This is a genomic window from Kineothrix sp. MSJ-39, from assembly GCF_018917935.1.
Lineage (GTDB): Bacteria > Bacillota > Clostridia > Lachnospirales > Lachnospiraceae > CAG-194.
This window is the reverse complement of record NZ_JAHLPN010000002.1, coordinates 227,524-245,909: the sequence shown is the minus strand read 5'-3', so window position 1 is coordinate 245,909 and position 18,386 is coordinate 227,524. Positions and strand designations below refer to the sequence as shown.

Annotated in this window: 21 protein-coding genes and 2 tRNA genes; 20 read left to right on the top strand and 3 right to left on the bottom strand. The window is 45.1% G+C overall.

Annotation, left to right across the window (positions count from 1 at the left end; all coding sequences use genetic code 11):
• Positions 1 to 98 precede the first annotated feature (98 nt).
• The 3 genes from KQI22_RS02680 to KQI22_RS02670 are packed head-to-tail and all read left to right on the top strand — an operon-like array spanning position 99 to position 1,814.
• The gene (locus KQI22_RS02680; protein WP_216550532.1) at positions 99 to 1,127 is read left to right on the top strand and encodes an SPFH domain-containing protein; all 1,029 of its coding nucleotides are present in this window, start codon (positions 99 to 101) and stop codon (positions 1,125 to 1,127) included.
• Positions 1,127 to 1,324 carry a PTS ascorbate transporter subunit IIC gene (locus KQI22_RS02675; RefSeq protein ID WP_216550531.1) on the top strand — a complete coding sequence of 66 codons (198 nt, stop codon included), beginning with the start codon at positions 1,127 to 1,129 and terminating at the stop codon, positions 1,322 to 1,324. The genes KQI22_RS02680 and KQI22_RS02675 overlap by 1 nt, the downstream gene beginning before the upstream one ends.
• A 10-nt stretch (positions 1,325 to 1,334) precedes the next feature.
• Positions 1,335 to 1,814, top strand: a complete 480-nt coding sequence (locus KQI22_RS02670) for a DUF1648 domain-containing protein (protein ID WP_216550530.1) — start codon at positions 1,335 to 1,337, stop codon at positions 1,812 to 1,814.
• Positions 1,815 to 1,964: 150 nt separating this feature from the next.
• On the opposite strand, the gene KQI22_RS02665 is transcribed toward KQI22_RS02670, so the two are convergent.
• Positions 1,965 to 2,432, bottom strand: coding sequence for a TspO/MBR family protein (locus tag KQI22_RS02665; protein ID WP_253293477.1), 468 nt, complete (start codon positions 2,430 to 2,432; stop codon positions 1,965 to 1,967).
• 96 nt (positions 2,433 to 2,528) lie between these two features.
• Entirely contained in the window at positions 2,529 to 3,407 is an 879-nt protein-coding gene (locus tag KQI22_RS02660) for an alpha/beta fold hydrolase (protein WP_216550529.1), read from the bottom strand.
• Positions 3,408 to 3,635: 228 nt separating this feature from the next.
• Between KQI22_RS02660 and KQI22_RS02655 the strand changes: the two genes are divergently transcribed.
• From KQI22_RS02655 to KQI22_RS02585, 15 genes are all read left to right on the top strand, one after another.
• Positions 3,636 to 4,595, top strand: coding sequence for a phosphoglycerate dehydrogenase (locus tag KQI22_RS02655; RefSeq protein WP_216550528.1), 960 nt, complete (start codon positions 3,636 to 3,638; stop codon positions 4,593 to 4,595).
• A gap of 349 nt (positions 4,596 to 4,944) precedes the next feature.
• Positions 4,945 to 5,274 (top strand): PadR family transcriptional regulator, encoded by a 330-nt coding sequence (locus KQI22_RS02650; protein ID WP_216550527.1) that lies wholly within the window; start codon positions 4,945 to 4,947, stop codon positions 5,272 to 5,274.
• Positions 5,275 to 5,286: 12 nt separating this feature from the next.
• On the top strand, positions 5,287 to 6,621 hold the full coding sequence (locus KQI22_RS02645) for an FtsW/RodA/SpoVE family cell cycle protein (RefSeq protein ID WP_216550526.1): 1,335 nt from the start codon (positions 5,287 to 5,289) through the stop codon (positions 6,619 to 6,621).
• Between the two features lie 82 nt (positions 6,622 to 6,703).
• A complete protein-coding gene (locus KQI22_RS02640; RefSeq protein WP_216550525.1) occupies positions 6,704 to 6,943 on the top strand; it encodes an RNA-binding S4 domain-containing protein in 240 nt (79 codons plus the stop codon).
• Positions 6,944 to 7,010: 67 nt separating this feature from the next.
• Positions 7,011 to 7,301: a sporulation protein YabP gene (gene yabP / locus KQI22_RS02635; RefSeq protein ID WP_022004303.1), complete on the top strand. Its 291-nt coding sequence runs from the start codon at positions 7,011 to 7,013 to the stop codon at positions 7,299 to 7,301.
• Positions 7,301 to 7,804 (top strand): spore cortex biosynthesis protein YabQ, encoded by a 504-nt coding sequence (gene yabQ / locus KQI22_RS02630; RefSeq protein ID WP_216550524.1) that lies wholly within the window; start codon positions 7,301 to 7,303, stop codon positions 7,802 to 7,804. Before yabP ends, yabQ begins: the two co-directional genes overlap by 1 nt.
• Before the next feature lie 34 nt (positions 7,805 to 7,838).
• Positions 7,839 to 8,096, top strand: a complete 258-nt coding sequence (locus KQI22_RS02625; protein WP_253293476.1) for a septum formation initiator family protein — start codon at positions 7,839 to 7,841, stop codon at positions 8,094 to 8,096.
• Between the two features lie 131 nt (positions 8,097 to 8,227).
• Positions 8,228 to 9,391 (top strand): SpoIIE family protein phosphatase, encoded by a 1,164-nt coding sequence (locus tag KQI22_RS02620; RefSeq protein WP_216550522.1) that lies wholly within the window; start codon positions 8,228 to 8,230, stop codon positions 9,389 to 9,391.
• Positions 9,384 to 10,871 (top strand): tRNA lysidine(34) synthetase TilS, encoded by a 1,488-nt coding sequence (gene tilS / locus KQI22_RS02615; protein WP_216550521.1) that lies wholly within the window; start codon positions 9,384 to 9,386, stop codon positions 10,869 to 10,871. Before KQI22_RS02620 ends, tilS begins: the two co-directional genes overlap by 8 nt.
• A gap of 2 nt (positions 10,872 to 10,873) precedes the next feature.
• A complete protein-coding gene (gene hpt, locus KQI22_RS02610; protein ID WP_216550520.1) occupies positions 10,874 to 11,410 on the top strand; it encodes a hypoxanthine phosphoribosyltransferase in 537 nt (178 codons plus the stop codon).
• 23 nt (positions 11,411 to 11,433) lie between these two features.
• Positions 11,434 to 13,299, top strand: coding sequence for an ATP-dependent zinc metalloprotease FtsH (gene ftsH, locus KQI22_RS02605; protein WP_216550519.1), 1,866 nt, complete (start codon positions 11,434 to 11,436; stop codon positions 13,297 to 13,299).
• 357 nt (positions 13,300 to 13,656) lie between these two features.
• Positions 13,657 to 15,759, top strand: coding sequence for an alpha-glycosidase (locus KQI22_RS02600; RefSeq protein ID WP_216550518.1), 2,103 nt, complete (start codon positions 13,657 to 13,659; stop codon positions 15,757 to 15,759).
• Between the two features lie 14 nt (positions 15,760 to 15,773).
• Positions 15,774 to 16,043, top strand: a complete 270-nt coding sequence (locus KQI22_RS02595) for a hypothetical protein (protein ID WP_330623240.1) — start codon at positions 15,774 to 15,776, stop codon at positions 16,041 to 16,043.
• 35 nt (positions 16,044 to 16,078) lie between these two features.
• Positions 16,079 to 16,735, top strand: coding sequence for a YunG family protein (locus KQI22_RS02590; RefSeq protein WP_253293475.1), 657 nt, complete (start codon positions 16,079 to 16,081; stop codon positions 16,733 to 16,735).
• On the top strand, positions 16,732 to 17,328 hold the full coding sequence (locus tag KQI22_RS02585; protein WP_216550517.1) for a hydrolase: 597 nt from the start codon (positions 16,732 to 16,734) through the stop codon (positions 17,326 to 17,328). The genes KQI22_RS02590 and KQI22_RS02585 overlap by 4 nt, the downstream gene beginning before the upstream one ends.
• Positions 17,329 to 17,515: 187 nt before the next feature.
• On the opposite strand, the gene KQI22_RS02580 is transcribed toward KQI22_RS02585, so the two are convergent.
• Positions 17,516 to 17,728, bottom strand: coding sequence for a helix-turn-helix domain-containing protein (locus KQI22_RS02580; RefSeq protein ID WP_216550516.1), 213 nt, complete (start codon positions 17,726 to 17,728; stop codon positions 17,516 to 17,518).
• Between the two features lie 192 nt (positions 17,729 to 17,920).
• Between KQI22_RS02580 and KQI22_RS02575 the strand changes: the two genes are divergently transcribed.
• Positions 17,921 to 18,002, top strand: a tRNA-Tyr gene (locus KQI22_RS02575).
• A 77-nt stretch (positions 18,003 to 18,079) separates the two neighbouring features.
• Positions 18,080 to 18,163: transfer RNA gene (locus KQI22_RS02570), tRNA-Leu, on the top strand.
• Positions 18,164 to 18,386 lie beyond the last annotated feature (223 nt).

Below are 18,386 nucleotides of genomic sequence, written 5' to 3'. Positions count from 1 at the left end.
CTTCTCTGTGGAATGTTTCTATTTTGTATCAAATTATATTGACAAATAAATATAAAATGATATCATGATGATATCAAATAGAAAGGAAGGTATTTCCTATGAATGAAAAAATTTACACAACAAAGAAAAATGGTATGGTAGTTCTGCTGGCAGAGCTTCTGGTTTATGCGCTGGCGATCACGGGCATCGTGCTTTTCGCGATCTCTTATGAAAGATATCCGCGCACGGGCACACTTGTCATGATGGTTCTCTGCATTGTCATAACGGCGATCGCGTGGATTCCACTTTGCGGTCTGCGTATTTTAAAGCCGCAGGAAGCACTTGTACTGACACTGTTTGGTAAGTATGTCGGTACGATCCGTGAAGCAGGTTTTTATTTTGTGAATCCGTTCTGCAGTGCAATCAACCCTGCAGCAGCAACAAAGCTGGCACAGTCCGGTGATATCCAGACAGCCAAGACAACCCTCAACATATCCGGAGAGGGCGCGGCACTTTCGGTAGCAGAGGCTTCCGGCAAGAAGATTTCTTTAAAAGCAATGACACTGAACAATGGCAGACAGAAGATCAATGACTGTCTCGGTAATCCGGTCGAGATCGGAATTGCCGTGATCTGGCGTGTGACAGACACCGCAAAAGCAGTATTTAACGTAGATAACTACAAAGAGTACTTATCTCTGCAGTGTGACAGCGCACTTCGTAACATTGTACGGATCTATCCATATGATGTGGCACCGAATGTAGATACAACAGGTGACGGGCAGGCAGATGAAGGAAGCCTGAGAGGTTCCGCCGAGATCGTCGCAGCAAGGATCCGTGATGAGATCCAGAGCAAGGTCAACGATGCAGGGCTTGAGATCGTTGAGGCAAGGATCACCTATCTGGCATATGCACCGGAAATCGCCTCTGTTATGTTGCAGCGTCAGCAGGCATCTGCTATCATAGATGCAAGAAAAATGATCGTAGACGGCGCTGTCGGTATGGTGGAAATGGCTCTTGAGCAGCTTAGCCAGAAACAGGTCGTTGAACTGGATGAGGAGAGAAAAGCAGCCATGGTATCAAATCTTTTAGTTGTTTTGTGCGGCAACCATGATGCGCAGCCTATCGTAAATTCGGGAAGTCTTTACTGATGGCTGCCAAAAAGCAGATTCCGCTGCGCCTTTCGGAAAAGCTATATGCCGATATTGCCGCATGGGCAGAAGATGATTTCCGTTCTGTCAACGGACAGATAGAATATCTGCTTTCCGAGTGTGTCAGACAGCGTAAAAAAGATGGAAAATATGTATCAACCGAGCTGGATGTACCGCCGGAGCTTGATATAGAATGAGGAAATTTGTATGAACAAACCATATATTACAAAAAGGCATCTTGTGATGGAGATCCTGTCATATGTACTTTTGCTTGTATGCTTTATCATTGCGATCGTCGGTATGGCAACTTTACCGGACGAGATACCAACGCATTTTACGATGAGTGGCAAGATCGACGGATATGGCTCACCGGGAACGCTTTTAATGCTTCCCATTATCATGCTGATATGCAATGGCATGACCAGTCTGATAATGCATGTTATGCCCCCAACCATGTGGAATACGCCCTCAAAGCTGAAACCGCAAAATGCGGTCAGGGCATTACAGGATATCATGTCCATGATCACATGGATGGAGCTGGAGGTCAGTGCATTTACCCTGTTTTTTACAATCTGCATTTACCGGGGAAGAGATTCAGGCTGGCTTTCTATTGTTCTGTTTGTGGGAGCATTGACGGTAACGATCATTTACTATACAGTCGCTTTTCAGAAGCATAATAATATGTAACTATTCAGAGCCATGCAAATCCGTAATAAACTGACCATTTATGGGCAGATTTTTACGGATTTATATGGCGAAGTAATCACATGAGCAAAAGGAAAGCATCGTAAGATGCGATTTTGCGAATGTGGTTCTGAATAGTTACAATAATAAAATTTAATTCAATAAATATACACCGAAATTCAGATAACCGGCGAAGGTTACCCAGAGCAGATAAGGAAGCATCAGGTAACCAGCCGGTTTTTTGATGCGGAAAAACGCGATCATGGTTGCCAGAATAAGTCCCCAGAGACAGAGCAGCCATAAAAAGGAAAACAAATACCAGGCTCTGTCAAAAAACCAGATAGACCAGAAGAAATTAAAGATAAGCTGCAGTCCATATAAACATAATGCGCCGGAATAAGGCTTTTCCATGCCTGCAAGGTAGGAAGCAATTCCCATCAGAATATAGAGGATCGTCCATGTGATCGGGAATAACCAGTCCGGTGGAGTAAGTGGCGGCTTATTGACGAGTGCAAATGCTTTCATACCGTCTTTGGTCAGCCATGCACTGGCAGCACCTACAGCGAGCGGGATCGCAATCGCCGTGATCAGATTTTTCCAGTCTGTTTTCTTACGCATCATGGATTTCCTCCTGTTGCTATGCCATGTCACGCACATGGCATAGATCCGTTTCTTCATGGACTAGTATATGAAAACAGAAGGGAAAATATGTAGAGATCAGTCTTTTAAAATATGACTTTCCAAAAATGCATCCATTTTTTCCAGATAAGCATCTGCCTGTACAATAAAGCCGACATGTCCGCTCGGAACAGACAGAATCTGTGCATCTAAAGGTCTGAAAAGAGCAGCCAGTCTGTCCTGATCTTCCTTTGTGAACATATCGTGATCCGGGAGTAGAACCTGCACTTTGCCACGCAGATAAGCAAAATCGCTTTCCGTAAAAAGCTTGCACCTTTTCAGCTCGTTGACAGCTTTTACGCTGTGGATAAATTTTTCTTTATAATGCAGATCGGAGGCGACCGTTTCGTAAAAGGTTTTTCCATATGCCTGATCTTCCGGGGATTCACAGGTTAAAAAGCCATCACATTTTTTCAAAAGAAGCTGCATTTCCTTTTTTGCCGGGGTCAGTCGAAGTGTGGTTAAAAGGATCGGACAGGTCAGCCATTCTTTTTTGAAATGCCGGCAATAATCGGAATCTAAGGTCAGGGTTGTCATCAGTATCATGCCCTGTACCATAGCAGGATATTTCTTGGCAAACATCTGCGCATGGATACCGCCATCGCTTGCACCGATCAAAATAACCCGGCTGATGGAAAGTTTCTGTAACAGCGCATAGGCAAATTCCATCTGTTTATCGATAGATGCGGTATGAAGTGGATATTCATAATTCAAAAATCGATAGTCTTTTTCATAATGCAGCGCATAAGCTGTCCACATTTCCTGCATTTCCAGTCCGTGGAAAAAAAGAAGAATAGGCGCGTCTTCCTTTCCGCCATACTGATATCTGACTTTGATCCCATTCACATCGATCGTCTTGTAGGGATATTTCTGTACAAAAGCTTCATATTCTGTTCTGAAATTTCTTGTCTGGTTCATAACTGACTCCTATCTGTAACATTTTATTTTACTGTACGTGACCAAAATAAGTTAGTTTAGTCATATCTAGGTTAGCATTTCCTAACAGCCATGTCAATAGGAATACTTTCAAAGAATAAACAGTACAAAAAATAGGAGATAGGTATAAAATAGTTGACTGCCTGATGCAACAGGCATATAAAAGAAATGGAACAGACAAAAGAAAAGCCATAGAAGGGAAGTAACAAAATGAAGGTTGTCATTGTGGCACGGAATTTTGACGCCGGGAGCAGAGCGGCGATCGAGAAACTGGAACAGGCAGGATATGAAATAGAAGAATGTAGGGATCATGAATTTGGCGTTGGAGCGGGAGAAGAAGAGCTTTATGAACGAATTAAAGACGCGGAGGCTGTAATCGCAGGGCTGGAGCCTTATACGGAGCATCTGCTCTCCCGTTGTCCGAAGCTGAAGATGATCTCAAGGAGAGGCATCGGTTATGATTCTGTTGATATTGCTGCCTGCCGGAAATTCGGTATTACACTTGCAAGAACGACAGGCGAGGTAGAAGCGGCTGTTGCAGAGCATGTGCTGGCATATATTTTATATTTTGCGAGAAGCCTGCATACGCAGTCCGCGGATATGCATGAAGGGCTCTGGAACAGGTGTATGCATCCGGGCGCGAAAGGAAGAACGATCGGCCTGGTCGGATTTGGCGGGATCGGCAAAGAGATCGCAAAGAGGGCAAATGCCATGGATATGCATGTGCTCTATTATTGCAGACATCCGAAACCGGAGTGGGAAGGGCTTTACGGTGCAAGCTACAGACCACTGGAAGAACTGCTGGCAGAGAGTGACTACGTATCCGCCAATATCCCGCTGACTAAACAGACGGAAAACTTCTTCGGAGAAGCAGAATTTGCACATATGAAGGAAGGCAGTTATTTCATCAATATTGCCAGAAGCCCTGTTGCAGACAATGATGCCCTCAAAAAATATCTGTTAAACGGGCATTTAAGCGGCGCAGCACTTGATGTATTTCCGCATGAGCCATGCACGGACTCTGTTTTCATCGACGTTCCGAATGTCATCCTGACCCCACATACGGCTTCTTATACAATGGAAAATTTTGTGTGCATGAATGAAGTTGCTGCGCAGAATGTGATTGATTTTGTGCAGGGGAAATTGGAGGAAAAGTATAGGGTAGTATAGATGTAGCATAGATGAAAATATTCATTTCATTTCTTGTTTCCGTTATGGCAGGTGTAGTCAGCTACTACATATGCAAGTGGTTAGGCGGTAACGATAGCGACAATTAGCCCGCGGATGCTCTACCGTATAAAAAGAGAAGAAGCCCCAACAGACGGCAATCTGTTGGGGCTTCGTTTGTGCATACACACTTTCATTTCATTTCTTAGCTAGCTTTACTATAGCATATGCATCTTATCATTTCAAGATTCTTCTCGTAAATAAAATCCGCCCTTGACATATATAGATGATCGATATAATATATAGACAACCGATATATCGGCAATCTATATAGTGCGAAAGGAGTACAGAAATGGCAGTAGAAAAATCACTGGTATCAGGCAGTATGACAATGCTGCTTTTGGGACTTTTAAAAGAGAAGGATATGTATGGCTATGAAATGATCGACACGCTTCGCCGGAAATCCCAGAATGTATTTGAACTCAAGGCAGGCACTTTATATCCGCTCCTGCATGGCATGGAGGAAAAAGGGTTGCTTACCGCTTACGAACAGGAATACGCGGGAAAGGTCAGAAAATATTACAGCATTACGAAAAAGGGAAAACAGGAGCTTGCCAAAAAGACGGAAGAATGGCAGGAATATGCTTCTGCCGTGACAAACGTGCTGGCTTTTCAAGGATAGCGGAGGGTAACTATGGATGAATATTTAGAAAAATTATTATCACAGATCCGCAGCAAAAAGGCGCGTCCCTTTATAGAAGAAGAGATCAGAGCCCATATAGAGGATCAGACTGCCGAGAATCTGAAAAACGGTATGAGCCCGGAAGAAGCAAGGGCAGCAGCAGTCCGTGATATGGGAGATCCCGTACAGGCGGGCATTTCTCTGGATGCTGTCCATAAGCCGCAGATCGCCTGGGGACTTCTGGCATTTGTAGCACTGATCAGCGGGATAGGTATCTTTTTGCAGATGGAGATCAGCAGACAGCTGGGAGATGGTACATCCTATATGGATGGAACACAGTACGTATTCTTTGTTATGACAGGTATCGTATTGATGAGTATTGTGCAGTATGTGGACTATACACGCATCGCAGGCTATGCAAAGTGGATCGGCGCAGCGCTCCTGCTTGTTGGTTTGTACGCTGTCCTATTTGGCAGCATGGCTAATGGAAGTCTTTACTATATTACAATAGGCAGCTATCATATTTCTTCTCCGTTTTTGGGATTTATTTATGTACCGCTGTACGGAGCGATCCTGTATCAGTACTATGGGCAGGGGTATCGAGGACTTTTGAAAAGTCTGATCTGGATGCTCTTACCGGTATGGATCCTTGGACGGGCAAACAGCATTTCCATGACGATGTCGTTTACGATCTGTTTGTCTGTTGTACTGACGCTTGCGGTGGCAAAGGGATGGTTCAAAGTTTCTAAATGGAAGGTATTGACCGCTTTATGGTCTGTTGTATTGCTGCTTCCCATGCTGGGACTTTTCCTGCTCTACAAATTACAGATACTTGCACCTTACCAGATCGCGAGGGTAAAGGCATTTGCAACAGGAAACGGTGAAGCCGGTTATGTGACTGCAGCACTCCGTGAAAGTTATCAGTCGCTAACTTGGATCGGTGCTATGGACCAGCAGACAGGTGCGAAACTGCCGGATCTGAATGCAGATTATATTTTCACGTATCTGTGGTCGGAGTATGGTATTTTGGCAGGTATTTTGCTCTGCTGTCTTCTTGGTATTCTGCTTGTGCTTGTATTTGGTGCAGCCCTGCATCAGAAAAATGAGCTTGGCTTCATGATGGGCTGTGGATGTGGAACCGTTTTCCTGACCCAGATCGGGCTGAACATTATGATCAATCTCGGTCTGTTTCCGGCTTGCGCGACCTCGCTTCCTTTCCTGTCTGCAGGCGGCGGCAACATTTTATTGTCTTATACGCTGATGGGCATTGTGCTGAGCATTTACCGGTATAAAAATATATATCCGCGTTTTTTCGGCCGCCGGGCAGTCTCTTCCCTCTTGCGCTGATCCCGTCTGCGTTGTAAGATAGGTAATCATAGCAAAGCAGATGTAACAATGGGACAGAAGGCATAAGAAAAGAGGAAACAACATGAGACTTGATAAATATTTAAAGGTATCCAGACTGATCAAACGCCGCAGTGTTGCAAACGATGCCTGTGATGCAGGACGTGTCATGCTCAATGACAAGGTCGCCAAAGCAGGTACAGAGGTAAAGGTCGGTGATGTGATCACGATCAACTTCGGCAATAAAGATGTCAAAGCAGAAGTGCTTTCCGTACAGGAAACCGTGCGGAAGGAAGAAGCAAAAGAAATGTTTAAACTGTTGTAGTTATAAATCAGAATTTCTCACATATATTGAAAAGAATCAACAAGGGATCATATATGGGAGGAATGACATGGAAGAGAATATGGCAACAAAGCAGAGAGCACATAAAGTCATGCTGACAAACAGAAGGACATGTATGGTCAGTGGCGTGGCGGATGTGCTCTCTTTTGATCTGGCGGAGATTTTGCTGGAAACAGATCAGGGCATGCTGATGATCAAGGGAAAGGATCTGCATGTAAACCGTCTGACATTAGAGCGCGGAGAGGTGGATATCGAGGGGCAGATCGATTCTTTCACCTATTCAGATGCCGGTCAGTATGGGGAGAAGGGAGAGTCCTTTTTGGGCAGATTGTTTAAATAATGAGTGTGGAAGTGATAGATCAGGGTGTTTTCTGGCTGTATTGCTTTGTAACGGGGGCTGTGATCACCTTTATTTATGACCAGATCAGGATCGTAAGACGTGTATTGCCGCATGGCTCCGTTCTGGTTGCGATCGAGGATCTTTTATTCTGGTTTTTTGCGGCGATCGTCATTTTTTCATTGCTTTATCGTATGAATGCGGGAACGCTGCGCTGGTTTGCCGTGTTCGGTCTTGCTGCCGGTATGTATCTATATAAAAAAATTTTCAGGGATTTTTTGGTAAATTTTATGTCAACAATTATACGGCGCATACTAGATATAGTGGTACGTATTCTGATGGTTCCACTAAACTTTGTAAAACGCCCAATTTTAAAGGGTTTGCGGGCTGTTAAGAGCAGTAAAAACAGACTAAAAAAGAAGTTGACGGCTAACATAAAAGAAGGTAAGATAACTTTATGTAAACACAAAAACCAGTTAGAAATGGGGAATCGTGATGAGCCGTAGAAGGTATCGGGGAAGGCGGCAGAATCGGTCTGGTATGTTTTTGGTTTCGACAGTTGTCATTGTGTTGATGCTGATGGTTTCCGTTAAATGTGTGGAGCTAAAAGAAAAGCAGGATCAATACGTTGTCAGACAGGAAGAACTGAAGCAGCAGATAGCAGACGAGGAAGCAAGAGCCGAAGAATTAGAAGAACTGAAAAAATATGTCCAGACAGATTCTTATGTGGAAGAGATCGCAGAAGAAAAGCTGGGGCTTGTTCATAACGGAGAGATTATATTTAAGACAACAAAGTAAGCAGGAGCTGATAAATCGGCTCCTGCTTTTAGTATCAATAAGAAAAAACAACTGCCCACCACATTTTGACAAATTTTGAACCGCCCATGCTGTATACTAAGATTCCGAAAAGAGAAAAAGGAGTCTGACCTATGGGAAGAAAAGAAGGAATCGAAACATATACCAGAAGTCGTCTGATCGGATACGCACAGCTTTTACAGGAGATCGCGCAGGAATATAAAGCAGGGCAGAAAAGGACCGATGGAGCGGAAGAAGCATGCCTGACCAGATCTTCTCTGCTGCTGCGTGAGCAGGAGCGGGAAAATACAACTATTTTTGCGGGATTTGTCATGGATACCTCAAGACAACTGGAAAGTCTGGCGGAAACGGAATTTGCCGGATCCGCAGTTTGTGAGCGGCAGAAAAAGCGGATCGTGAAGCTTTTAAGGGAAGAGGGGATCAGTGTTCTGGAGTTTTACCGGACAAGCAACCGGAACGGATATCTGGAGATCGGAATGGTCGTAAGATCCGAAAACAGTTGTTACTATGATGTAACGGAGATAGCGGATCTGTTGTCGGAGATCACACATAAGTCGATGCTGCCTGTGGGAGGACATGCTTATATCCACAGTGAGCCGGCAGTTGTCTGTTTTCAGGAAGAAGCCACGTACCGGATCTTCGGTGGTTTCGCAAAGGCAACAAAAGAAGGCGAAGAGGTGTCCGGAGACAACTATATTCTGCGGGAATTCGGAGACGGTACTTATCTTGCGGCGATCGCGGATGGCATGGGAAGCGGCGCACTGGCGGGCGAGGACAGTGAAAGAACATTGTCGTTAGTGGAAAAGTACATAGAATCGTCTCTGCCCCTGCGGGATTGTATACGGGCGTGCAATGAGCTTTTCTATATGAACCGGGAAGAGGAGCGGACGGTTTCTCTGGATCTGATGGAGCTGAACCAGTATACGGGAGAATGTCACTTTTATAAGTGCGGTGCAAGTGCTTCCTACTGGATCAGACATGGGCAGATCCATGAAATTGCAGCAGACAGACAGCCACTCGGACTGTCGCCTGCGCCGTCGGAGTTTGATGAAGTGCTGTATCTGGAATCCGGAGATACGGTTATTTTGTTATCCGACGGTATCGCGGAGGAATTTTATGAAAGCCCGGAGCTTCTGCGGGCAGGAATGGAACGGCTGAAGACGGAAAATCCGACAGATCTGGCGACAGGCATTCTGGAGCTGGCGGTCAAGGCAGCAGGTGCGATCCGGGACGATATGACGGTGCTTGTTGTTTCGCTGTATCAGGAGGATGTCTGACTTTATTGCATTTTCTGCCGAAAAAAGCTATATTTACAGTATGGAAAATACAGCGGAAAAAAAGAAAAAGGAAATAGAAGAAAAGGTGCTTTCTTATGTGGAAAAGCATCATATGCTGGCAGCGGGGGATCATGTGCTATGCGGTCTGAGCGGCGGCGCGGATTCTGTGTGTCTGTTGTATCTGCTGCTTGCCATCAAAAAGCACATACCGATCACGATCACCGCGGTTCATGTGAATCACAGACTGCGGGCAGAAGCAGATGCGGATGAGGCGTTTGCAAAGGAACTTTGCGGTAAGCTGGAGCTTCCTTTTTACCGGGAAGAAGCGGATGTAAAAGCACTGGCAAAGGCGGAAGGCATGACACTCGAAGAAGCAGGCAGGATGGCGCGGTATCAGATCTTTGCGCAGCTTGCGGATACGCTGAAGGCAACCAGGATCGCTGTGGCACATCATGCAAACGATCAGGCAGAAACACTGCTGTTTCATCTTTGCAGAGGCAGTGGATTGACGGGGCTTGTCGGAATGCGTCCGGTCAGAGAACAGATCATCAGACCCCTTCTTTGCCTGAAACGGGAAGAGATCGAGGTATATTTACAGGCGGTTGGGCAAAGCTATGTGACAGATGCAACAAATGCGGACAGTACCTTTGCCAGAAATGCATTGCGCAATCAGGTGATCCCTGTTTTGGAGGAAAAAGTCAGCAGCAGAAGTGTGGAGCATATGGGACAGATGGCGGAAATTGCGGGGCTTGCCTGCGATTATCTGGAGGACTGCCTGCAGAAGGAGCTGGAAAGATGCACAAAAGCGGAGGAAGGAGATAACGGAAGTTGTCTGAGGCTGATCCTCCCTGCATTTAATATGCTGCATCCTTATATGAAAGGACAGGTGCTGCTTGCGTGTCTGGCGGAGATGTCGGGCAGCAGAAAAGATCTGGCAAATGTACATGTGCAGGCACTTTTGTCACTTTGTGAAAAGCAGGTCGGAAGCAGCCTGGATCTGCCGTATCAGATCACGGCGTATCGCAGCTACGACAGTATCTGCTTTGTGAAAAAAGGGCAGAAGCAGACAGCATTTTTTGAAAGAGAGATCAGTATCACGGAAGGTGCGGAGAGCAGGATCGATCTGCCGGGCGGTCAAATTCTCCTGTTTCGGCTCCGGGAAGTACCGCAGGCGGGGAATTCCATGGAAAATATACCCCGAAAAGCATATACGAAATGGATTGATTATGATAAAATAGATGGGTCTTTGGTGATCCGTAGTCCGCAGGCGGCAGATTTTTTCTACTTCAGTGATAAGAATCGCAAGTTTGTTAAAGACTATATGGTGAATGAAAAGATCCCGAAAGCGGACAGGGAAAAGCAACTGCTGCTCGCTGACGGTTCTCATATGGTTTATTTTTTAGGGCGCAGGATCAGCAATTATTACAAAGTAACGGAAGATACCCGTCATATATTAGAAATCACAGTTACAGGAGGATAAAAATGGCTGAAAAAATCAGAGTAATGATTCCGGAAGACAAGGTAGATGCCAGAATCAAGGAGATCGGAGAGGCAATCAGTAAACAATACGAAGGAGAAGAAGTACATCTGATCTGCGTACTGCGCGGCGGAAGTTTCTTTATGTGTGAGCTTGCAAAACGTATCACGGTTCCGGTAACACTGGACTTTATGTCAGTTTCCAGCTATGGTATGGATACAAAATCAAGCGGTGTTGTAAAGATCGTCAAGGATCTGGACGATTCCATCAAAGGAAAAAATGTAATCGTAGTGGAAGATGTTGTAGACTCCGGTCGTACACTCAGCTATCTGCTCGATATGCTCAAAGACAGAGGACCGAAGAGCCTGCGTCTTTGCACGCTTTTAGACAAGCCTGAAAGACGTGTTGTACAGGTACATGTGGATTATACGGGCTTTGAGATCCCGGATGAGTTTGTTGTAGGTTACGGACTTGATTATGCACAGAAGTATCGTAATCTGCCTTACATCGGTGTTGTGGAGCTGGATGAAGCTGCAAAATAACACAGGCAGGAAAGGATTTAACTATGAACGGAAACAGAACAAGAGGAATGGGCGGATCGCTCATCCTGATATTGCTTTTGTTGGGTCTTGTGATCTGGATCTCCAGTATAAGAAGTTCCGAGACGGGCTATAACTGGAATGATTTTATGGCAGATTACGAAGCGGACCAGATTAGTTCGGCTGTGATCAAACCCAACGCAGAAGTACCGACCGGTAGTGTCATCTTTACAATGAACGACGGTTCCTCCAGAGAACTGTTTGTTTCAGATGTGACGGTCATTGAAGAATATATGCATCAGAAAAATGTGGAAGTTGTCATGCGGGATATGCCAAGTGAAAACTGGTTTTTGTATTATGTACTTCCGATCCTGATCGTATTTATCGTATTTGTATTTTTCTTCTCGCTGATGAATGCGCAGTCAAACGGTGGCGGCGGTGCTTCCAATAAGATGATGAACTTCGGAAAATCCAGAGCCCGTATGACAACCGGCGGGGATATGCAGATCACCCTCAAGGATGTTGCGGGGCTGCAGGAAGAAAAGGAAGAACTGGAAGAGATCGTTGAATTTTTGAAAAATCCGGGTAAATTTACCAAGGTAGGCGCAAGAGTGCCAAAGGGCGTTTTGTTAGAGGGCCCTCCGGGAACAGGTAAGACGATGCTGGCAAAGGCAATCGCCGGTGAAGCGCATGTTCCGTTTTTCTCTATTTCGGGATCTGATTTCGTGGAGATGTTTGTCGGTGTCGGTGCTTTCCGTGTCAGGGATCTGTTTGAAAATGCAAAGAGAAACCATCCGTGTATCATCTTTATTGATGAGATCGATGCTGTTGCAAGACAGCGTGGAACCGGTATGGGAGGCGGTCATGATGAAAGAGAACAGACGCTGAACCAGCTTCTCGTGGAGATGGACGGTTTCGGTGTGAATGAAGGAATCATCGTCCTTGCAGCAACAAACCGTGTGGATATACTTGATCACGCGATCCTGCGTCCGGGACGATTTGACAGAAAGATCAGTGTCGGCAGACCGGATATCGGTGGCAGAGAGGCTATTCTGAAAGTCCATGCCAAGAACAAACCGCTGGCAGAGGATGTGGATCTGAAGCAGATCGCACAGACAACAGCAGGCTTTACCGGAGCTGATCTGGAAAATCTTCTGAATGAGGCTGCGATCATTGCGGCAAAGGATGACAGAAACTTTATCCAGCAGGAAGATATCAAAAAAGCATTTATCAAAGTGGGGATCGGCGCAGAAAAGAAGAGCCGTATTATTTCCCCGAAGGAAAAAAAGATCACAGCATATCACGAGGCAGGTCATGCGATCTTATTCCATGTCCTTCCCGATGTCGGACCGGTCTACACCGTATCCATCATTCCGACCGGTGTCGGTGCAGCGGGTTATACGATGCCTCTGCCCGAGCGTGATGATATGTTTATGACAAAAGGCAGAATGCTGCAGGATATCATGGTAGATCTGGGTGGACGTATTGCAGAAGAGCTGATCTTTGATGATATTACGACAGGTGCTTCCAATGATATTAAACAGGCAACCAATGAAGCACGCAAGATGGTAACGCGATTTGGTATGTCCGAGAAGATCGGAACGATCAATTACGATGATGACAGCGATGAAGTCTTTATCGGTCGTGACCTGGCACACACCAAGACAATGAGTGAGGCAGTGGCAAGTGAGATCGATGCGGAAGTGAAGACGATCATTTCCGACTGCTATGAAAAGGCAAAGAAGCTGATCGAGGAAAACATTGATGTACTGCATGCCTGTGCAGGACTTCTGCTTGAGAAGGAACGTATCACCAGAGACGAATTTGAGGCGCTTTTCCCGGTTTATTATAAACAGCCGGAAGAAGAAGTACCGATGGGTGAGCCGGTGTAAGAGAATGGATTGCCGGGCACGGTAACGGCATTGTGAAAAATAAACAGTGAAAATGCTGAAAGGTGTGTCTTTTGTTGACACACCTTTTCTGCTATTGGTAATAATCAACAAAAAATATCATCAACATTTATTAAATTTGTAGAATGTGAAGGTGGACAATATAGGGGGGCTTTGCTACAATACACTTGTAACCCCCCAATACATTACATAGTTTTTTGCTATACCCCATAAGAAAGAAATACCTTCTCCGAAAGACCAGTTAACTTGTTAACTGGTCTTTCGACCGTTTCGGGGGAAAAACTATTGAACTTACCTTGCATATACTATAAAATATAGAGAAATAGGGAGGGTTTCGTAATGGATTATCAACAGTATGAACAGATAGAAAAGAATCTGCGCTATATCGCATCTATGCGGCCGGTTTTTAATAAGAGGGCTTTATTCTCCGATATGACGGCAGATTATATTTCTCCACAGGAGCCGGAACCTTTTTCAAAAGTGAAGATCAGATTTCGCAGCGCAGTCAACAATGTAGACTACGTGTTGTTTGTACACAATAATGAAAAGCTGCTCATGTCGAAGGTAGAGCAGGATAAGCAGTTTGATTATTATGAGATCGAAGTAGCACTGGATGATCAGAAATATGAATATTATTTTGAGATCCATGTGGGAAAAGTCTATTGCTTTTTTGACCTGCGCGGCGTGACGAGAGATGTGCAGGATTATTATAAATTTACACTGATCCCCGGTCAGAAAGTACCTGCCTGGGCAAAGGGCGCGGTCATGTATCAGATCTATATTGACCGTTTCTATAACGGCGATCCCGACAATGATGTCCTGACAGACGAGTATACCTATATCGGCGAGCACGTGAACCGTGTGACAGACTGGAATAAATATCCGGCTGTTATGGGTGTGCGTGAATTTTACGGCGGCGATCTGGCAGGTGTTTTGCAGAAAATGGACTACCTGCAGGATCTGGGTGTGGATGTCATTTATTTCAATCCGCTTTTTGTATCACCTTCCAATCATAAATATGATATACAGGACTACGATAACATCGATCCGCATATCGGTAAGATCGTAGATGAGCAGGGAGACCTTCTGCAGCCCGGTCAGATGGAAAACCGTTATGCGACAAAATATATCAACCGCGTTGCCAATAAGAAGAATCTGGATGCTTCCAATGAACTGTTTGCACAGGTTGTCGAGGAAGCGCATAAGCGTGGCATGAAGGTTATCCTGGACGGGGTTTTCAACCATTGCGGTTCCTTTAATAAATGGATGGACAGAGAACGTGTCTATGAGAATTTTGAGGGATATCCGAAAGGGGCTTATGTTTCCGCTGACAGTCCCTATCGTGATTATTTCCAGTTTTATGACCAGAACCAGTGGCCGTATAACGGCTCTTATGATGGCTGGTGGGGACATGATACACTGCCTAAGTTGAATTACGAAGGTTCCCGTGAATTATATGATTATGTACTGCACATCGGACAGAAGTGGGTATCTCCGCCATACAACGCGGATGGCTGGCGTCTTGATGTGGCAGCGGATCTCGGACATTCGCCGGAAATGAACCACAGATTCTGGAAGGATTTCCGAAATGCGGTCAGACAGGCAAATCCGAATGCGATCGTTCTGGCAGAGCATTACGGTTCTCCGAAGGAATGGATCGAAAACTGCGAATGGGATACGGTCATGAACTATGATGCTTTTATGGAGCCTGTTACCTGGTTTTTGACAGGTATGCAGAAGCACAGTGATGACTACCGCGAGGATTTATACGGAAATGCGGACAGCTTCTGGGGCGCGATGATCCATCACAGTGCAGCAATGACAACGCCATCTCTGCAGATCGCGATGAATGAGCTTTCCAACCACGATCATTCCCGTTTCCTGACAAGAACCAACAAAAAGGTTGGACGTGTGAACACAATGGGCTGCGAAGCAGCCAATCAAGGGGTCAACAAGGCTGTCATGCGTGAAGCCGTTGCGATCCAGATGACATGGCCGGGCGCACCAACGATCTACTATGGCGACGAAGCAGGTGTCTGCGGCTTTACCGATCCGGATAACAGAAGAACCTATCCATGGGGCAATGAAGATCACGAGCTGATCGACTTCCACCGGGAAATGATCCGTATCCACAAGGAAAATCAGGAGCTTCTCACAGGCTCAATCAAAAAGGCTGCAGGAGATTACAATTTTATCTCCTATGCGCGTTTTAACAAAGAGGAGCAGTGCCTGATCGTAGTCAATAACGGATACAATGATGTGACAAAAGATATTCTCGTCTGGGAATTCGGTATTCCGCGCGACTGTAAGATGGAACGCCTGATCCTGACAAGTAATGCAGGATATACGGTAGAGAAGGAAACATACAATGTTGTGGCAGGGAAGCTGACGCTTACACTTCCACCGACTTCCGTGATCGTGCTGAAGCATTATAAAGAATAGAATTTTATAGTAGAGTGGTTGAGAAATCAACCACTCTTTTCAGAGAACAGAGAAAGGAACCATCCATGCTATTTCAAAAGAAAACAGCGATTTCATTTCCTTCTTACGATCCGGAGCATCAGCAGGCAGTTCTGAAGTGCTCCATCTGTACCGGAGAGCAGGTCGCAGGCTTTTTGGACAGGCAGACCGGGCATTTCACGGATGTTATGCTGATCCGGAATGAGAAAGATTTAGAGACGTTTCAAAAGCATTATAAACTATCCGGTATCTCTAAGATCTATTAGTTAAAGGTGGATAACGCGCCGGAAAAGAGGCTGACATGTGGAAAATAAAACAGATTTTTGACGGAGACTACGGCTGTGAAGAAACCTGCAGTGAAACCGGGCAGGTAAAAGAGCTGATGGTATCTGTTACATTGGTAGAAGAAAGCACCGAAGAAAACGGAAAAGAGTCTATAAAATATGTCACGGTTCCTGACCGTTTTCTTACAGAGCATGGCTTGGAAGAGGGCTCTGACTGGCGTCTGACAGATCAAAAGCCACCAAGGGAATATGCCTTCTGGGGCTGGGAACATGCAAATGTGCTGGCGGTCAGCAATGCCTATCCGGGGATCAGAACGCCCTGGGATCTTTATGATGCCCTGTCTGAAATCTGGTGCAGCGAAACGTGTGCACCGCGTATGCGCGATGGCTGGACGAAAGAAAATAAAACGCTTGGGCAGTGTTCCATTACAGCGTTTCTTGCACAGGACATTTTCGGTGGAAAAGTTTATGGAATTTTAAGAGCCGGAGGCAATTATCACTGCTATAATGTCATTGGAGATTGTGCATTCGATCTGACCAGTGAGCAGTTTGGCTGCGAAAAGCTGGATTATACGGGAAATCCGGTGCAAAGCCGGGAAGTACATTTTGCAAAAGAAGAGAAGAAGCAGAGATACGAATACCTGCGAGAACAGTTAAAGGAGGAAAGAAAATGACACGAGAAGAAGCATTCACATTATTACAGAAGTACAATAAGGATCCGTTTCACATTCAGCATGCCCTGACCGTGGAAGCTGTCATGAAATGGTATGCAAATGAACTGGGTTACGGCGATGATGCAGAATATTGGGGCATTGTCGGGCTGTTACATGATATTGATTTTGAATTATACCCGGAGGAACATTGCCTGAAAGCACCGGAGCTTTTACGGGAAGGCGGAGCCGGCGAAGAACTGATCCATGCAGTCTGCTCCCATGGCTATGGCATTACAGTCGGATGTGGCAAGACGATCGATGTAGAGCCTGTGCATGAAATGGAAAAAGTACTCTTTGCAGCAGATGAGCTGACCGGTCTGATCTGGGCAGCAGCACTGATGCGTCCGTCCAAGAGTACAAAGGATATGGAACTGAAATCCCTGAAGAAAAAATATAAGAGCAAAGGGTTTGCTGCAGGCTGTTCACGTGAAGTAATTGAACGTGGCGCGGATCAGCTTGGCTGGGAGCTTGAAAAACTTCTGACTATGACATTGTCCGCCATGGCAGCAACGGAAGATCAGATACAGGAAGAAATGGCTGCACTAAATGCATAAAACGAAATGACCTGATAAAAGAGGATAGCTTCGGCTATCCTTTTTTTGTTATGGCGACGAGGAAAATGCACGCATTTATGCAGTGCATTTGACGACCGTTAATCAGAGCGAGATTCGCAGAGCGTATCTCGTCTCTGTACGCAAAATAAACTATAACTATAGTGTGATATATCCATTATAATATTAGCTATTGGGTAGATATTCCTAAAATGTAGTCTGAGGAAACATGATAGAGAGTACAAAGAGAAATCAGATGATGAATGGGAAGTTCGTTTGCGCCGCGTTCGTATCGTGCATACATGGTCTGCGATGTGCCGAGATAGCTGGCAACATATCGTTGTGTGTAGTCATGATCTTCGCGCAAATCCCGTATTTGTTTGGTATAACAAAAGGTATCCATTTGCAAAGCTCCTGATGAAAATACTATGTTGGTAAAATTTGCCAAATCTTAGAAAAAGAGTATCATAAGATAGCACTTTCGACAGGAAATAGTAAAGAAATGTACTAAAATATACAAAAAAAGAATTTCTTGCAATTTCATACATGATATGCTAATATTTCTAATGGTTGAGACAGCAATATTGTCTCATATGGGTGGATTCCCGAGTGGCCAAAGGGGACAGACTGTAAATCTGCTGGCAATGCCTTCGAAGGTTCGAATCCTTCTCCGCCCAGTATATGTAGTAAGAGGGGACCCACGAAGTGGGGAGTTTCTTTACTACCAGCACAGGAAAATTTCTGTAATGTATACGCCCGCGTGGCGGAACTGGCAGACGCGCAGGACTTAAAATCCTGTTGTAGCGATACAGTACCGGTTCGATTCCGGTCGCGGGCACGATTTAAAACAGCTTCAAATTCTTGTAAATCAAGGGTTTGGAGCTTTTTTCATATTTGAAAATTTGTATGCAGGTGTATGCATGCCGCATAAAATAAGGATTTCTACATGCATAAGGCTGTCTGGAAACAAGGGATACCGTTAAAACAAAAATATAAATATTTTATTGATACTATATGCATTTACTTTCATACTAATATGTAATATCATATTAGCATAAAAG

Excerpts from the sequence above, each read along its gene's own strand:
- KQI22_RS02645 (WP_216550526.1), top strand. The coding sequence starts at position 5,287 with ATGGATGAATATTTAGAAAAATTATTATCACAGATCCGCAGCAAAAAG.
- KQI22_RS02670 (WP_216550530.1), top strand. The coding sequence starts at position 1,335 with ATGAACAAACCATATATTACAAAAAGGCATCTTGTGATGGAGATCCTG.
- KQI22_RS02580 (WP_216550516.1), bottom strand. The coding sequence starts at position 17,728 with ATGGATACCTTTTGTTATACCAAACAAATACGGGATTTGCGCGAAGAT.
- KQI22_RS02585 (WP_216550517.1), top strand. The coding sequence starts at position 16,732 with ATGACACGAGAAGAAGCATTCACATTATTACAGAAGTACAATAAGGAT.
- hpt (WP_216550520.1), top strand. The coding sequence starts at position 10,874 with ATGGCTGAAAAAATCAGAGTAATGATTCCGGAAGACAAGGTAGATGCC.
- KQI22_RS02640 (WP_216550525.1), top strand. The coding sequence starts at position 6,704 with ATGAGACTTGATAAATATTTAAAGGTATCCAGACTGATCAAACGCCGC.
- KQI22_RS02665 (WP_253293477.1), bottom strand. The coding sequence starts at position 2,432 with ATGATGCGTAAGAAAACAGACTGGAAAAATCTGATCACGGCGATTGCG.
- KQI22_RS02600 (WP_216550518.1), top strand. The coding sequence starts at position 13,657 with ATGGATTATCAACAGTATGAACAGATAGAAAAGAATCTGCGCTATATC.
- KQI22_RS02625 (WP_253293476.1), top strand. The coding sequence starts at position 7,839 with ATGTTTTTGGTTTCGACAGTTGTCATTGTGTTGATGCTGATGGTTTCC.
- KQI22_RS02660 (WP_216550529.1), bottom strand. The coding sequence starts at position 3,407 with ATGAACCAGACAAGAAATTTCAGAACAGAATATGAAGCTTTTGTACAG.
- KQI22_RS02590 (WP_253293475.1), top strand. The coding sequence starts at position 16,079 with ATGTGGAAAATAAAACAGATTTTTGACGGAGACTACGGCTGTGAAGAA.
- KQI22_RS02620 (WP_216550522.1), top strand. The coding sequence starts at position 8,228 with ATGGGAAGAAAAGAAGGAATCGAAACATATACCAGAAGTCGTCTGATC.
- KQI22_RS02675 (WP_216550531.1), top strand. The coding sequence starts at position 1,127 with ATGGCTGCCAAAAAGCAGATTCCGCTGCGCCTTTCGGAAAAGCTATAT.
- KQI22_RS02655 (WP_216550528.1), top strand. The coding sequence starts at position 3,636 with ATGAAGGTTGTCATTGTGGCACGGAATTTTGACGCCGGGAGCAGAGCG.
- ftsH (WP_216550519.1), top strand. The coding sequence starts at position 11,434 with ATGAACGGAAACAGAACAAGAGGAATGGGCGGATCGCTCATCCTGATA.
- tilS (WP_216550521.1), top strand. The coding sequence starts at position 9,384 with ATGTCTGACTTTATTGCATTTTCTGCCGAAAAAAGCTATATTTACAGT.
- yabP (WP_022004303.1), top strand. The coding sequence starts at position 7,011 with ATGGAAGAGAATATGGCAACAAAGCAGAGAGCACATAAAGTCATGCTG.
- KQI22_RS02650 (WP_216550527.1), top strand. The coding sequence starts at position 4,945 with ATGGCAGTAGAAAAATCACTGGTATCAGGCAGTATGACAATGCTGCTT.
- yabQ (WP_216550524.1), top strand. The coding sequence starts at position 7,301 with ATGAGTGTGGAAGTGATAGATCAGGGTGTTTTCTGGCTGTATTGCTTT.
- KQI22_RS02680 (WP_216550532.1), top strand. The coding sequence starts at position 99 with ATGAATGAAAAAATTTACACAACAAAGAAAAATGGTATGGTAGTTCTG.